We start from the raw sequence: 15226 nt of genomic DNA, 5'->3' as shown, positions 1-15226 counted from the left end.
TTGTGTACAATATGTGACCAAGGAGGATTCAACATGGAAATGAACGTCGAAACGAATTCCTCTCCTACGGCGCAAAAGCCAAGTAAGCAAACAGGCTGGCGCATTTGGTGGAGTTTATTACGTCCCCATACATTAACAGCAGCTTTCGTTCCTGTTTTCATCGGAACAGCTTTTGCAATGCAGGTCGGAGGTATAAATCAAATACATCTTCCTCTTTTCTTTATGATGCTTCTTGCTTGCCTTCTCATTCAAGCAGCAACGAACATGTTTAATGAATATTTTGATTATAAAAGAGGACTCGATCATGAAGGTTCGGTTGGAATCGGCGGTGCTATCGTCCGCGATGGCATTAAACCAAAAACCGTGCTTAACTTAGCATTCGGATTTTTAGGTATCGCAACGCTATTAGGTGTTTATATTTGTATGAACTCTAGCTGGTGGCTTGCTGCAATCGGTCTTGTTTGTATGGCCGTTGCTTACCTTTACACCGGCGGCCCCATTCCAATTGCGTACACACCATTTGGAGAGCTAACAGCAGGATTATTTATGGGTGTCATTATTATTGGTATTTCATTCTTTATCCAAACAGGGGCAGTAACATCAGAAGTGATTTTATTATCTATTCCAAGCTCCATTTTAATTGGTGCAATTTTACTATCTAACAATATTCGTGATTTAGATGGTGATAAAGAAAATGGTCGTAAAACGTTAGCGATTCTCGTTGGACGCGAAAGAGCCGTTGGTGTACTTGCTTCTATGTTTATCGTTGCCTACATTTGGACAATCGCTTTAATCATCGTTAACATCGTATCACCATGGATGCTTATCGTATTCTTAAGTGCACCGAAAGCATTTAAAGCGACGAAAGGCTTTATCGGCAAAAGTATTCCAATGGAAATGGTACCTGCGATGATTTCAACAGCAAAAACAAATACAATTTTCGGTTTCCTAATGGGAATCGGATTATTGCTTGGATACTTCCTATAGAAAGGAGCTGCTTATGCGGCTCCTTTTTTCATATACCGAATATACCGACTTCCCGGCTGAAATTCATCTCATAATTCCTACTCTCAACGCTCATACTATGTAAAGAAACTGAATTGTAGGAAGGTGGACTACTATGTTAACTCCACAACAAATAAATCAATTTAAATCGAGTTTAGAAAAGCAAAAACAAGAAATTGAACAAACGATACAAACTCATGAAAATGAAGACCGTGCATCTGAACGTGATTCAGTAGGAGAATTATCTAGCTATGACAACCACCCAGGTGATATGGCAACAGAATTGTACGAACGTGAGAAAGATTTCGGACTCATCGAATTCTGGCATAAACAGCTAGAAGATACGAAACATGCCCTGCAAAAAATTGAAGCGGGTACGTACGGAATTTGCGAAGTGTCTGGTGAGGAAATTCCATTTGAAAGATTAGAAGCAATGCCAACTGCTACAACGTGTATTCAGCACACTACAAATAAATTAGATATGAAGGCGCGCCCAGTTGAAGAAGAAGTGTTGGCTCCTTCGTTTCACAAGCACGACGAAGATCATTCTGTAGAGTACGATGCTGAAGATGCTTGGCAAGACGTCGCAAATTACGGAACATCAGAAACACCATCCGATTTAGAAAGACAGGATTCAAAAAACTATAATGGCATGTACGTAAATAGTGAAGAAAATGTTGGGTATGTAGAGGATTTCGAAAATTTTATTGGAACAGATATGTATGGAAAAAACCTACAAGTTTTCGCAACAGAAGAACATGAAGAATATGAACAATTGCTTGATGACTTTGAAGAGCGCACCTTTAAAGGTGAATTATCTTCAGATGAGTCTGGTTCTAAAGCATAAAAAAAGCATTCCGAAATTCGGAATGCTTTTTTTTTCGCTAGCTAATTAGTTTTTTGTAACGTTAGCTGCTTGTGGTCCGCGGTTTCCATCAACGATTTCGAAAGAAACTTCTTGACCTTCTTCTAAAGTTTTGAAGCCGTCGCCTTGAATAGCTGAGAAATGTACGAATACGTCTTCTCCGCCTTCAACTTCGATGAAGCCAAAACCTTTTTCGCCGTTAAACCATTTTACTTTACCTGTTTGCATGTCATGTACCTCCTAAATAAAAATGAAACTATGAATCCACATGAAAAGGTGGATATAAAGGACATGAATGTATAACAAGCTTACAGCCTTTAATACAACGTGCTTTATTTCCGTACCACATTATGTAGCTCAATAGTGTTTTCACTATATCATGCTATATCAAAAACGTCAAATGAGAACACTTTCGTCCCATCATTTTTTATAATCCTAGTATAACCTTAAATTTCCATTCTACTTTTATTCAAAAATTAACAAAACTACAGTATTCTAATTCCTTTGATTTCTGTACAATATAATTACTACATATGATGAGGTGAAAAATGCAAGCACATGAAATCGAGTATAAATTATATGGCGATGATATGCAGTTTGTTGAAATTGAATTGGATCCAGAAGAAAGCGTTATCGCAGAGGCTGGCGCAATGATGATGATGGAAGATCATATCGAAATGGAAACGATTTTCGGTGATGGTTCTGGACCATCTAGTGGTCTATTCGGTAAATTAATGGGCGCAGGTAAACGTCTCGTTACAGGTGAAAGTATGTTTATGACTGTATTTACAAATACAGGTCATGGCAAACGACACGTATCATTCGCCGCTCCTTATCCTGGAAAAATTATTCCTGTTGATTTAACAGAATATCAAGGAAAAGTAGTCTGCCAAAAAGATGCATTTCTTTGTGCCGCAAAAGGTGTTTCTATCGGAATTGAGTTTACTAAAAAAATAGGAACTGGTTTCTTCGGTGGTGAAGGTTTCATCATGCAGAAACTTGAAGGTGATGGTCTAGCTTTCATGCATGCAGGCGGAACTGTATATAAGCGCGAATTAAAACCTGGCGAGAAACTTCGCATTGATACAGGTTGTCTCGTTGCAATGACAAAAGATGTTAACTACGATATTCAATTCGTTGGAAAAGTAAAAACAGCTCTATTTGGCGGTGAAGGTTTATTCTTCGCAACGTTAGAAGGTCCTGGAACGGTTTGGATTCAGTCCTTAACACTTAGCCGCTTAGCAGCACGTCTTACAAGCCCAGCAGCTCAAAATAGCGGTGAAGGCAGCGTTTTAGGCGGACTTGGTCGCCTTTTAGATGGGAAAGAGTAAAACACTAAAAACAGATAGTCCCCTTCATAGGGAACTATCTGTTTCTTTTGGACTATATAAACTATTTTTAATCATATAATATTCCATCACTTCATTGTTCCTCGTAATACTGTAGTGTCCGTATTGATGTGCCTGTTCTCTTTGAAAACTCACCAATTGAATAGCCTTCCTTTTTGCTCATCCTACACTCCTCCTAACACTATGTTTACAAAAATCATACTCCCTCACGTAACAGTAGGTTCAAGCCTTTTTTCAAAAAGAATGAATCAAGTCCCTCACTGCATATATTGAACTATACCTTTTCTTAAGGAGGGCTTTCTTGATGCGTACTCCTTTATCCTTTGATAAAGATACTGCCATATTGTTAGCTTCTTGCTGCGATCTAACGTATGAACAATATAAACAAAATGGGATTTTTGAAATACCTGATGGATTCCAATATGTACAAGGCTTTCAAGGAAAAGCGATTCAAACGATGGAATGGTTTGGGTTCATATTAGAATCTGAAGATACGATTATTGTAGCTTTTAGGGGCACACAAACAGATACAGATTGGATTATCGATTCACTCGTCAACCAAAGACCATACCCATACGCTTTAAATAGCGGAAATGTTCATAACGGCTTTCTTTCAATTTATGAATCTTGCCGGGATTCTATTATGGATATGCTCGTGTCATTACCAGCCCATAAGAAACTTCTTGCAACAGGCCATAGCTTAGGCGGTGCACTCGCTACACTACACATACTAGATGCACGTATAAATACTGCCTTCGCACAGTACGGTCTTTATACCTTTGCCTCTCCAAAAGTTGGAGATATCGCCTTTCGAAATTATTATAAACTGCAAGTAGCTAGTAGCTTTCGTTTTGTCAATTTATTCGATGTCGTTCCTCTTCTCCCTCCAAGAAATGTCCATTTTAATGAGAAAGACTGGGAATATGCACACGTCCATCACAACATGACATTTACGAAAAATACAAAATCCATTACGAATAATCATTCCATTACAACATACAAAACATGTCTGACCTCTCATTTTTAACCAGTAAACAATTGGAAATTAAATATTTGTATACTATAATAATCTATGAAATTACTTTCGGATGAGGGGACCTTACATGCTAAAATTTTTCTTTGCACTTTTTCTTATAATAATTTTTTCGTTTACAGGTTTCTTTACATTTTCATACTTTGCGACAGGGGAGTATGGCGGAACAGGTATAATATATACATTCTTGCCTTACCTTTCTTAAGCAACATAAGTAAAACGAGCTTAATATCCTTAAGCTCGTTTTATTTTTCTAAGCAAGCGTATCCCTGCTTTAAAAGTGAATAAATAAAAGCCCCTTCAAAAGGGGCTTTCATCTAAAAAAGTTTAACAGTATTACCAATACCCCAAATTTCATTACTGTACTGCAAAATTGTTCGATCACTCGCAAAATGCCCAGATTGTGCAATGTTCAAAATCGACATTTCTAGCCATTTCGTCCTATTTTCATAGGCCCTTCCGACAGCTTCTTGTCTTTCAGCATATGGGTTAAAATCTCGAAGAACGAAGTATTCATCATTTTGAATAACGAGAGAATCATAAATCGCTTCAAATTCAGCTCCCGACTGTGCAAAGAAACCATTCGTTAACTGATCTACTACTTTTTTAATGTGCATATTGTGGTGATAATAGTCACTTGCACGATATCCACCATTTTGGTAATAATGAAGAACCTCATCCGCTGTTAAGCCAAAAATGAAGCAGGCATCATCACCGACCCGGTCTTTTATTTCAATATTAGCTCCGTCTAGCGTTCCGAGTGTAATTGCACCATTCATCATGAATTTCATGTTACCTGTTCCCGATGCTTCTTTACTCGCAGTTGAAATTTGTTCACTTACATCCGCTGCTGGGAATATATCTTCCGCTAAAGAAACTCGGTAGTTTTCCAGAAAGATAACTTTCATATATTGACTTACGTACGGATCATTATTTACTTTTCTTGCAAGTTCATTTATTAATTTAATAATTTTCTTCGCATAATAATAGCCAGGTGATGCTTTCGCTCCAAAAATAAAAGTGCGCGGGTAAAATGAAAAACTATTATCCTCTTTTAAACGGTTATACAAGTATAAAATATGAAGAACATTTAATAATTGTCGTTTGTAAGCATGCAGTCTTTTTACTTGCACATCAAAAATAGAATTTGGGTCAATTGTAATCCCCATTTTATTATGAATACGCTCCGCTAAAATCTCTTTACGCTCTTGTTTTACTCCTGCAACCTTCTCTTGGAAACTAGCATCGTGTTGGAATGTTTGCAATGCTTGCAGTTTAATTGGTTCTTTCTTCCACTCTGTTCCAATCGCCTCTGAAATGAGATTGGTCAGCTGCGGATTTGCTTTCATAAGCCAGCGTCTATGAGCGATTCCATTCGTTTTATTATTAAATTTATCTGGATAAAATTCATAGAACAATCGCATTTCACGCTGCTTTAAAATTTCTGTATGAATTTTCGCCACACCGTTAACGCTATGGCTACCAACAATCGCTAAATGAGCCATTTTCACAAGGTCATGCGCAATAATGGCCATGTCCTCAATACGCTTCCAATCGTACGAATAACGGTCCCAAAGCTCATGACAGAAACGTTCATTAATTTCTTCAATAATCATATAAATTCTCGGTAATAACGGTTTAAAAATGTGAATTGGCCATTTCTCAAGCGCTTCTGATAACGTCGTATGATTCGTATAGGAAATCGTCTGCGTTGTTATGTGCCAAGCTTCTTCCCATGTCAATTTTTCTTCGTCTAATAAAATACGCATAAGTTCTGGAATTGCCAGAACCGGATGTGTATCGTTTATATGAATCGCGATTTTTTCATGTAACTGACGAAGACTACCGTGTCTCTCCCTATGCATACGAACGATATTTTGCAAACTTGCTGATACGAGGAAATACTGTTGTTTTAAACGAAGTATTTTCCCCTCATCATGCGTATCATCTGGATATAAAAACTCCGATACGGCCTCTGTTTCACGCTTATATTTCAAAATATCTTTACAATTTTGCGGGAAAGGAACTGGCTCCGCATTCCAAAGCCGAAGCGTATTTACAGTACTTGTTTCATACCCTACAACTGGAACGTCATATGGTACTGCCATAATAACTTCTGCATTTGTATGCCTGAACTCTAAACGTCCATCAATTTCTAGTGGTTCAACGTTTCCAAAATAACTTACTTCTACGGCTTGGTCATACCTTCTTACTTCCCAAACGTTTTCATGAAGAAGCCATTGTTCTGGAAATTCTACTTGATAGCCATCAACAATTTTTTGATCAAACAGACCATGCTTATAACGAATACCACAGCCATGTCCTGGTAAGTTTAAAGAAGCGAGTGAATCGAGGAAACAGGCTGCTAAACGTCCAAGTCCACCGTTACCAAGGCCAGCATCTGCTTCAATCTCTTCTAACTCGTGCAAAGAAATTCCAAGTTCAAAAAGTCCTTTTTCACATACATCTCGAATGCCTAAATTTAATATGTTACTGCCTAGCAAACGCCCAAGTAAAAACTCAATGGATAAATAATACATTTGTTTTTGATCTCCAGAACGATAACTTTCATTCGTTGCAATCCATTGACTATTCATATACTCACGTACCATATGACCAAGCGTATTATACTGATCACGAGTTGTAGAATCTTTGAAACTTTTCCCATACATCGTTTCTAATTTTTCTAGAAAAGCGGATTTGAAGCTTTCAACATGAGTAAACATTTTTTCACCACCTCAATGTTATTCCATGAGACTTTTATACAATTTCTTGTATGCAAGAGCAGATTTCCCCCAGCTGTAATCTTCAGTCATCGCTTGCTTTACAAGCTTATCCCATACCGGTTTATCTTGATAAAACTCAATTGCACGAAGAATCGTATGTAACATGTCATGCGCATTAAAATTCGTAAAGCTAAAGCCATTCCCAATTCCAGTGTCCTCATCGTAAGAATGTACAGTATCATTTAATCCGCCTGTTTCTCTTACAATTGGAATCGTGCCATATGCTAGCGCAATAAGTTGTCCAAGTCCACACGGTTCAAACAGCGATGGCATTAAAAACAAATCGCTTCCCGCGTACACTTGGTGCGCTAACGCTTCATTAAACCCAATATATACTTTTACCTTTTCTGGATACTCGTATGCCATCCATTCAAAGAACTGCTCGTATTCAGAATCGCCTGACCCCAAAATAATACATTGTACATCTTCTTCCATTATTTCACGGAATACAGTACGTACTAGATCAAGCCCCTTTTGCTTCGTTAATCGTGTTACCATCGAAATAACTGGTGTATCTTCTTTTTCTGGTAAACCAAAATAACGCTGCAATGCGCGTTTATTTTCATTCTTTTCATCTAGCGACTCTGCACTATACTGAGCCGTAATATATGGATCTGTTTCTGGATTATATACGCTCGTATCAATTCCATTTACAATGCCACTAAGCTTATCATTATATTTTCGTAGCAATCCATCTAACTTCTCACCGAAAAACTCATATTGAATCTCTTCTTTATATGTCGGGCTAACCGCTGTAATTTGGTCAGATGCGATAATACCGCCTTTCATAAAGTTCACGTTTCCATAAAACTCAAGCTGTTCACTATGAAAATATTCATGACCAAGCTCCAGTAAGTCGTACATCACTTCAGGAGGAAATACACCTTGGAACTGCAAGTTATGAATCGTATATACCGTTTTAATATGCTCATATAACGGGTTATCTTGATACTTTTCACGAAGTAAGAAATTAACCATAGCTGTATGCCAATCATGGCTATGAAGAACATCTACTTCGAAATCAAGATGCGGAATACACTCTAAAACTGCTTTTGAAAAATAAGAAAAACGCTCCCCATCATCATAATGGCCATATAGAGAATCTCTCTTAAAATAATATTCATTATCTATTAAGTAATACGTAATCCCATCCTGCTCACCTTTTAAAATCCCGCAATATTGGTTTCTCCATCCAAGAGGAACGTTAATTACTTTATGAAGCGTACATCCTTCTCTTAACTCTTTCGGGATAAGACTGTAGTTTGGAAGTATAATGCGAACATTCACTCCTAATTTTTTTAATTCTTTCGGGAGCGCTCCCGCTACATCAGCTAAACCTCCAGATTTCACAAACGGTACACATTCTGATACTGCAAATAAAATATTCACCTGTTGTCCCACTGCACGAAAAGCGTATACATCATAAATCGCTCTTCTTACAGCTTCCTCCCTTCAAGTTTTCATATAGAGTAAAACCTTAATTAGTGGGGGTTTTCTAAATCCCCCACTAATTATGCACCTGCTATTTACGAATAACTGTTGATTGTACTATTTTGTACACTACCTTTTTCTACAACATATGGCTCATCAGCACTTCCTTTTAACACTACACCATCACCAAGTTTCACATCTTTATCGATAATAACACCATCTATTATACAGTTATCTCCAATTTGGCTCTTTTGCATAATAATACTATTACGAACAATTGAACCTTTTCCAATTTTAACAGAACGGGAGACAACACTATTTTCTACTTCCCCTTCAATAATACTGCCGTTTGCAATCATTGTATTTTTCACGGCTGCACCCTTCATATAACGAGTTGGCGGCTCATCTTTTACTTTCGTAAAGATTGGTGCTTCTTTCTTAAATAATTGCTTCCAAATAGAAGGCTGCAAAATTTCTAGACTATGTTTATAGTAACTTTCAATCGAATCAATAATAGCTACATATCCTGTATGTTCATACGTAGCAATATGCAGTGATTTCCCGCTCTTTGCTCTCACTACATCAAATAAACTGTATTGCTCCACATCTTTATATGTCTCAAATAAGTCTAGCAATAATTGTTTCTTTAACACATATGTTTGAAGCGAAACCCCTTCATGACAAACTTCAGTAATATCTGCAGACGTATGTATATGTCGCTCTAACACCGCTTGAAAGTTTAATGCTGTTACAAGATGGCTATTCGTAATAACAACATACTCTTCTCTGCTTCTTAGAAAATAATCAATATGTCTTCTAAAATGTGCAAAAGATCCAAATTCGTCATGATCACATTGGCAGTTCGGTGGGAATAAAAACAGTCCATCACGCTTTCTATCTAAATCCCACTGTTGTCCTGAACCGACATGATCCATTAAAGAACGATTTTTATGACTTGTAAAAACCGCCACGCTATGAATGTTAGAATTCACCATATTTGAAAGCATGAAATCAATGAGTCGGTAACGGCCCCCAAACGGTAACGCCGCTAATGAACGATGCCCTGTTACTTTCTTTAAGGAAGGAAAACTTCCCGTTGCATTAATAATTCCTAACATTTTTTCTCCCATTCATTTCATCCCCCTTTTCTATTTCCCTTCAGCAATTAGTACTACGTCATCAACATTTTTTTCTGGGCGAATTATTGTCCCATCTTCAATAACCATTTCCGATCCAACGATCGCTCTTTCAATCACAACGTTTTTACCAATCTTTGCCCCCGGCATAACGACAGAATCGATTACCATACTACCTTCTTCCACCGTCACTCCTTGGAATAAAACAGAATGCTTCACGTCCCCTTCAATGACGCACCCTTCATTAATAAGTGACTCTTCTACTTTTGCCTGTTCTGCAATATATTGTGGTGGCTCATTTGGGTTCACAGAATAAATGCGCCAATCACGATCGTTCAAGTTCAACGATGTTTCATCGCGAAGTAAATCCATATTCGCTTCCCATAAGCTTTTCACCGTTCCAACATCTTTCCAATATCCTTCAAACGGATACGCCATCAGCTTCTTCCCTTCATCTAATAAAAGCGGAAGTACATCTTTTCCGAAGTCATTACTAGATTCAGGGTTTCTTGCATCCATCTCTAAATATTCTTTTAAAATAGCCCAGTTAAAAATATAAATTCCCATTGATGCAAGATTACTTCTTGGAAATTGCGGTTTCTCCTCAAATTCAACAACTTCCATCTCTTCATTTGTATTCATGATGCCAAAGCGACTTGCTTCATCCCACGGCACTTCAATAACAGAAATCGAAACATCTGCTTCTTTCTCAATATGGTAATCTAGCATTTTACTGTAATCCATTTTATAAATATGGTCACCTGATAAAATAAGGACATATTCTGGTTCGTACTGACTTAAATAATTTAAGTTTTGATAAATAGCACTTGCCGTACCTGTATACCACTTCACACCTGAAGACTCCGCATAAGGAGGTAACACAGTGACTCCACCGTTTACACGATCAAGATCCCAAGCATTTCCGATTCCAATATAATTATGAAGTTCTAACGGTTGATATTGTGTTAAAATCCCCACCGTTTCAATACCGGAGTTTGCACAGTTACTTAACGTAAAATCAATAATGCGATATTTACCACCAAATGGAACAGCTGGCTTGGCTAAATTTTTTGTTAATGCACTTAAACGACTACCTTTTCCCCCTGCTAGTAACATTGCTACGCACTTTTGTTTTTGAGCCATCTTGTTTTTTGCTCCCCTTTCTCGTCTTCACTGGTCGTAATATGGATACGCCAAATGGTGGAATTGTAATTTCTACATGTGCCGCTTGATTATGATATGGCTCTAGAATCGTCTTGAGACGTTTCTTATTAACTTGCCCCGATCCGCCATATTGCATAGCGTCACTGTTTAAAATTTCGTTATAATACTCGAAATCTGGTACACCTACTTTATAGTTTTCATATGTAGCTTTCGTAAAATTACATACGACAACTAACGCATCTTCCTGCTTATCACCTTGGCGGATAAACGAGAAAATACTTTGCTCATTATTATTAGCATCAATCCACTGAAATCCTTCAGGCGAGTGATCTAACTGCCAAAGTGGTTTTGAGCGCTTATACAATGCTATGAGCTCTTTAAAGTAATCATGCATGTAACGATGCATTTCAAAATCATGTAAATTCCAATCTAAATCTTCAAGATCTTTCCACTCATCAAATTGCCCGAATTCTCCACCCATAAAGAGTAATTTCTTACCTGGATGAGTAAAGAAATATCCATATAATAAACGAAGTTGGGCGAACTTATCCCAGTAATCTCCCGGCATTTTATTTAATAACGACTTTTTCCCATGAACGACTTCATCATGAGAAAGCGGCAATATGAAGTTTTCAGAGTGAGCATATATTAAAGAGAATGTCATTTTCTCATGAATGTATTTCCGGTACTCTGGCGCACATTCCATATATTTCAGCACGTCATTCATCCAACCCATATTCCATTTATAATTGAATCCAAGTCCACCCTCGTATGTTGGAGCTGTTACAAGTGGCCAAGCTGTTGAATCCTCCGCTGTCATAAGAAACTCTTCATCTTCTGCAAACACAGCTTCATTTAACTCTCGTAAGAAAGAAACAGCGTGTTCATTGCTTTGCTCTTTTCCTTCTTTATTCCAGTACAGCATATTCGCAACCGCATCTACCCTGAAACCATCAATATGGAAATGCCTCATCCAAAATAACGCATTTGAAATTAAGAAATTACGTACTTCTCTCTTCCCTAAATCAAAATTAACAGTTCCCCATACCAGGTTTTCTTGTACGTCTCTATCTTTATATTCATAGGTCGGTGTCCCATCAAACAAATATAAACCGTGAGCATCTTTACAAAAATGCCCCGGCACCCAATCTAAAATGACACCGATTCCACATTTATGACATTCATCGACAAAATACATCAAATCATGTGGCGTGCCGAATCTACTTGTCGCTGCATAATATCCTGTTCCTTGATATCCCCAAGAACGATCATATGGATGCTCAACAAGCGGCATAATTTCAATATGTGTAAATTGATGTTCCACCACATACGGAATGAGCTCCTCGGCCATTTCTCTGTAAGAATACAGAGCGCCATCTTCTTTCTTTTTCCAAGAACCGAAATGTAATTCATAAACTGCCATCGCTTCTTTATAAATCGATTTTTTCTTTCTCTTACGAATCCAGTTTTTATCATTCCATTCATATCCCTCTATATCAAAAACTACAGATGCCGTATTTGGTCTTACTTCTGCATATACTGCATAAGGATCCGCTTTTAAAATAACGTCACCGTCCATCGTTTCAATCGCATACTTATATATCTCGTTCTCTTCAATATGCGGTGCAAACAAGGACCAAATCCCCTCTTCTGTCACTTGTAGCATCTTATGTTGCTCATAATCCCATTCATTAAAATCCCCAACAACACTCATTGCTTTCGCATGAGGAGCCCATACTGTGAATCGTACACCTCGCATCCCATCTTCCGTCACAATATGTGCCCCAAAGATGTTATAACTGTCATAGTACTTTTCTGTATGAAACTCATCTCGTTTCACTTCTTCACAATTTATTACATCCAATATGTTCACCTCACTAAGATGACAGAAATTTTTAACACTTTAACTATTTCTGCAAAAAACTGAAATACCCTTGTTATTTTTTAAAAATATACGTTTTTTCCTTGAAAATGTTTAATTTTTTTCGAATTTCCATATAAAATATCGAATTTTGACGAATATTCATTGCAAACGCTTCATTTTCCTTACTATTTCTCGCCTTTCATTGTTGCTCAATATTTATTTTATTGGTTTCTCTCCATTTTTTACGCTATTTCTCACGTAAAATACAAGTGAAATAATCTATTGTTTAAAAATATTTCTCAACATTTTTTGTCACAAATTTTATCATTTCCCGACGGAAAACTCCCACCTCAAGGAATAGGTAGGACATGGTCCAATGAGTATGCGTGAGATGAATGGCGGTTAGGAAAAATTGCCACAAGGTTAACTCCTAAAGAATAAAGTGAAACTCTGCTCGCAAATAGTGGGATAACGCACAAAAGCACTCTATTCAAAAATAGAGTGCTTTTTCTATAAACGACCCTTCTCCAGCAAAAGGGGTATATTGGGGATATACAAGGGAAACCGGAAAAGGAATTTATATTCAATTATATATAAGTCCAGAAGGAGGAAGCAGTTTCCCACCTCTGAATTATTTATCAATTATTAAAGTACTGGTGCCATTGTTTCTTTTAATACTTTTACAGAATGAGCGAATTTCACTTTTTCTTCTTCGTTTAATTCAAGCTCTACGATTTCACGTACACCTTCGCGGTTAATAACAGCTGGAACACCTACGTAAGCATCTTTCTCACCATATTGGCCTTCAAGGTATGCAGATACAGTTAACACGCTGTTCTCGTTACTTAAGATCGCTTTAGTTACACGAAGTAGTGACATACCGATTCCGTAGTAAGTTGCGCCTTTACGCTCGATAATGTGGTAAGCTGCATCGCGTACATTTTCAAAGATTTTATCTAAATCTTCTTGGTTGTACTGTTCGTTGTTCGCTAAGATTGTTTCTAGTTTTTGTACACCTACAGTAGCGTGGCTCCATACTGGAAGTTCAGTGTCACCGTGCTCACCAACGATATAAGCATGAACGTTACGTGGATCTACATCTAAGTAGTCACCTAACATGTAGCGGAAACGAGCAGAGTCTAAAGTAGTACCAGAGCCGATTACGCGCTCTTTTGGCAAGCCAGATTCTTTCCAAGTTACGTAAGTTAAAATATCAACTGGGTTAGTTGCGATTAAGAAGATTCCATCGAATCCGCTATCCATAATACCGCGAACGATTTGTTTAAAGATCTTTGTATTTTTCTCAACTAAGTCTAAACGAGTTTCGCCTGGCTTTTGTGGTAATCCAGCAGTGATAACAACTAGATCTGCATCTTTACAATCTGCATAGCTACCGCTCCAAACTTTTGTTGGTGCTGGAGAGAATGGTACCGCATGGCTTAAGTCCATTGCTTCCCCTTCTGCTTTTGCTTCATTTACATCTACAAGTACGAATTCTTCAGCTACACCTTGGTTAATCATTGAGTAAGCGTAACTACAACCTACAGCTCCTGTTCCTACTAATACTACACGATTGATACCTTTTTTCATGTTAATTTCCCCTCTCTATTGTTCACATATATTTTATATTATTGTTTAAGTAATTAATTAAAATACTAATTTAATGTTGTTTAACTTCTTTACATTCATATTGTAGCACGATTCATTGTGAATTACTTCACAAATTATGACCTATTTGTGAACTTTTTCACATAGAGTGTAAAGTTATTAGAGTGCGGGTGAAATCCATCTCAATGGAGGCGTTTTCTTTAGATTGTGAAAGCTTTTTTCTTAGAAGTATCCCGATAAATGAAATTATATAGGCGATTTTCTGAATATATCGACCGCAACTCACATTATATCAGCGATTTTTGCAATATATCGCCTTATCGATAATGATAACATCATAAAAAAGCTGCCCCAAATAGATTACCTATTGAAAGACAGCTTCTTCTATATATTATTTATTTTCCACAGTAGCCCCTAATACAGCAGCCTTTACATAATTTTGACCGTTTAATTTTTGTAAATCTGCTGATGTTAGCCCTATTTTAAGAAAATACCTATAAATGCTTTTAGAGGTTTCTATAATGATCTTTTCATACTCCATCGCTCGCTCCTTTCTATTAGTTAGACGATTAGAATAGAAAAAAGTATACAAAAATCTATAAAAAAAAGCAGACTACTCAAAGTCCACTTTTACACAACAAAAAAGAGATAGCAGTTTATGCTATCTCTTTTAGTATGACCCGTACGGGATTCGAACCCGTGTTACCGCCGTGAAAGGGCGGTGTCTTAACCACTTGACCAACGGGCCAAATCTGGCAGAGAAGAAGGGATTCGAACCCTCGCACCGCGTTCGCGATCTACTCCCTTAGCAGGGGAGCCCCTTGAGCCACTTGGGTACTTCTCTATAATATGGCTCCGCAGGTAGGACTCGAACCTACGACCGATCGGTTAACAGCCGATAGCTCTACCACTGAGCTACTGCGGAATAATTATGGTGGGCCTAAATGGACTCGAACCATCGACCTCACGCTTATCAGGCGTGCGC

General features: G+C 37.6%; 12 protein-coding genes, 3 tRNA genes and 1 pseudogene. 4 read left to right on the top strand and 12 right to left on the bottom strand.

Annotation, left to right across the window (positions count from 1 at the left end):
• The first annotated feature begins 33 nt into the window (after nucleotides 1–33).
• Nucleotides 34–987, top strand: a complete 954-nt coding sequence (locus tag CQZ94_RS13945; protein WP_105585873.1) for a 1,4-dihydroxy-2-naphthoate polyprenyltransferase — start codon at nucleotides 34–36, stop codon at nucleotides 985–987.
• A 133-nt stretch (nucleotides 988–1120) separates the two neighbouring features.
• Nucleotides 1121–1852, top strand: a complete 732-nt coding sequence (locus tag CQZ94_RS13940) for a yteA family sporulation protein (protein ID WP_105585872.1) — start codon at nucleotides 1121–1123, stop codon at nucleotides 1850–1852.
• 45 nt (nucleotides 1853–1897) lie between these two features.
• Here CQZ94_RS13940 and cspD read toward each other — a convergent pair whose 3' ends face one another.
• Nucleotides 1898–2098: a cold-shock protein CspD gene (cspD, locus tag CQZ94_RS13935; RefSeq protein WP_001193051.1), complete on the bottom strand. Its 201-nt coding sequence runs from the start codon at nucleotides 2096–2098 to the stop codon at nucleotides 1898–1900.
• Between the two features lie 320 nt (nucleotides 2099–2418).
• Here cspD and CQZ94_RS13930 point away from each other — a divergent pair, with 320 nt between their 5' ends.
• The gene (locus CQZ94_RS13930) at nucleotides 2419–3201 is read left to right on the top strand and encodes a TIGR00266 family protein (RefSeq protein WP_098775843.1); all 783 of its coding nucleotides are present in this window, start codon (nucleotides 2419–2421) and stop codon (nucleotides 3199–3201) included.
• Nucleotides 3202–3298: 97 nt separating this feature from the next.
• Here CQZ94_RS13930 and CQZ94_RS13925 read toward each other — a convergent pair.
• Nucleotides 3299–3382 (bottom strand): annotated as a pseudogene (locus CQZ94_RS13925) (MerR family DNA-binding transcriptional regulator); the annotation flags it as partial.
• Nucleotides 3383–3523: 141 nt separating this feature from the next.
• Here CQZ94_RS13925 and CQZ94_RS13920 point away from each other — a divergent pair.
• The gene (locus tag CQZ94_RS13920; protein WP_105585871.1) at nucleotides 3524–4246 is read left to right on the top strand and encodes a lipase family protein; all 723 of its coding nucleotides are present in this window, start codon (nucleotides 3524–3526) and stop codon (nucleotides 4244–4246) included.
• 323 nt (nucleotides 4247–4569) lie between these two features.
• Here CQZ94_RS13920 and glgP read toward each other — a convergent pair whose 3' ends face one another.
• The 10 genes from glgP to CQZ94_RS13870 all read right to left on the bottom strand — a co-directional run bounded on the left by glgP (nucleotide 4570) and on the right by CQZ94_RS13870 (nucleotide 15166).
• Nucleotides 4570–6978, bottom strand: a complete 2409-nt coding sequence (gene glgP, locus CQZ94_RS13910; RefSeq protein ID WP_105585869.1) for a glycogen phosphorylase — start codon at nucleotides 6976–6978, stop codon at nucleotides 4570–4572.
• Between the two features lie 18 nt (nucleotides 6979–6996).
• Complete coding sequence (gene glgA / locus CQZ94_RS13905) at nucleotides 6997–8427, bottom strand: glycogen synthase GlgA (protein WP_105585868.1); 1431 nt, start codon at nucleotides 8425–8427, stop codon at nucleotides 6997–6999.
• Between the two features lie 137 nt (nucleotides 8428–8564).
• Nucleotides 8565–9599, bottom strand: coding sequence for a glucose-1-phosphate adenylyltransferase subunit GlgD (gene glgD / locus CQZ94_RS13900; protein WP_105585867.1), 1035 nt, complete (start codon nucleotides 9597–9599; stop codon nucleotides 8565–8567).
• A gap of 18 nt (nucleotides 9600–9617) precedes the next feature.
• Nucleotides 9618–10748, bottom strand: coding sequence for a glucose-1-phosphate adenylyltransferase (gene glgC / locus CQZ94_RS13895; protein ID WP_105585866.1), 1131 nt, complete (start codon nucleotides 10746–10748; stop codon nucleotides 9618–9620).
• Entirely contained in the window at nucleotides 10696–12633 is a 1938-nt protein-coding gene (gene glgB / locus CQZ94_RS13890) for a 1,4-alpha-glucan branching protein GlgB (RefSeq protein WP_105585865.1), read from the bottom strand. Before glgB ends, glgC begins: the two co-directional genes overlap by 53 nt.
• A gap of 645 nt (nucleotides 12634–13278) precedes the next feature.
• Entirely contained in the window at nucleotides 13279–14223 is a 945-nt protein-coding gene (locus CQZ94_RS13885) for an L-lactate dehydrogenase (protein ID WP_002089250.1), read from the bottom strand.
• A 409-nt stretch (nucleotides 14224–14632) separates the two neighbouring features.
• Nucleotides 14633–14782 (bottom strand): hypothetical protein, encoded by a 150-nt coding sequence (locus CQZ94_RS31225; RefSeq protein WP_181149499.1) that lies wholly within the window; start codon nucleotides 14780–14782, stop codon nucleotides 14633–14635.
• Nucleotides 14783–14917: 135 nt separating this feature from the next.
• Nucleotides 14918–14989, bottom strand: a tRNA-Glu gene (locus tag CQZ94_RS13880).
• Nucleotides 14990–14994: 5 nt separating this feature from the next.
• A tRNA-Ser gene (locus CQZ94_RS13875) sits at nucleotides 14995–15085 on the bottom strand.
• A 6-nt stretch (nucleotides 15086–15091) separates the two neighbouring features.
• Nucleotides 15092–15166: transfer RNA gene (locus CQZ94_RS13870), tRNA-Asn, on the bottom strand.
• Nucleotides 15167–15226: the final 60 nt, after the last annotated feature.

Origin of the sequence: Bacillus sp. MYb209, from assembly GCF_002975175.1 — a bacterium.
In the GTDB taxonomy this organism is placed as follows: Bacteria; Bacillota; Bacilli; order Bacillales; family Bacillaceae_G; genus Bacillus_A.
This window is presented reverse-complemented; position numbering and strand designations above follow the sequence as displayed.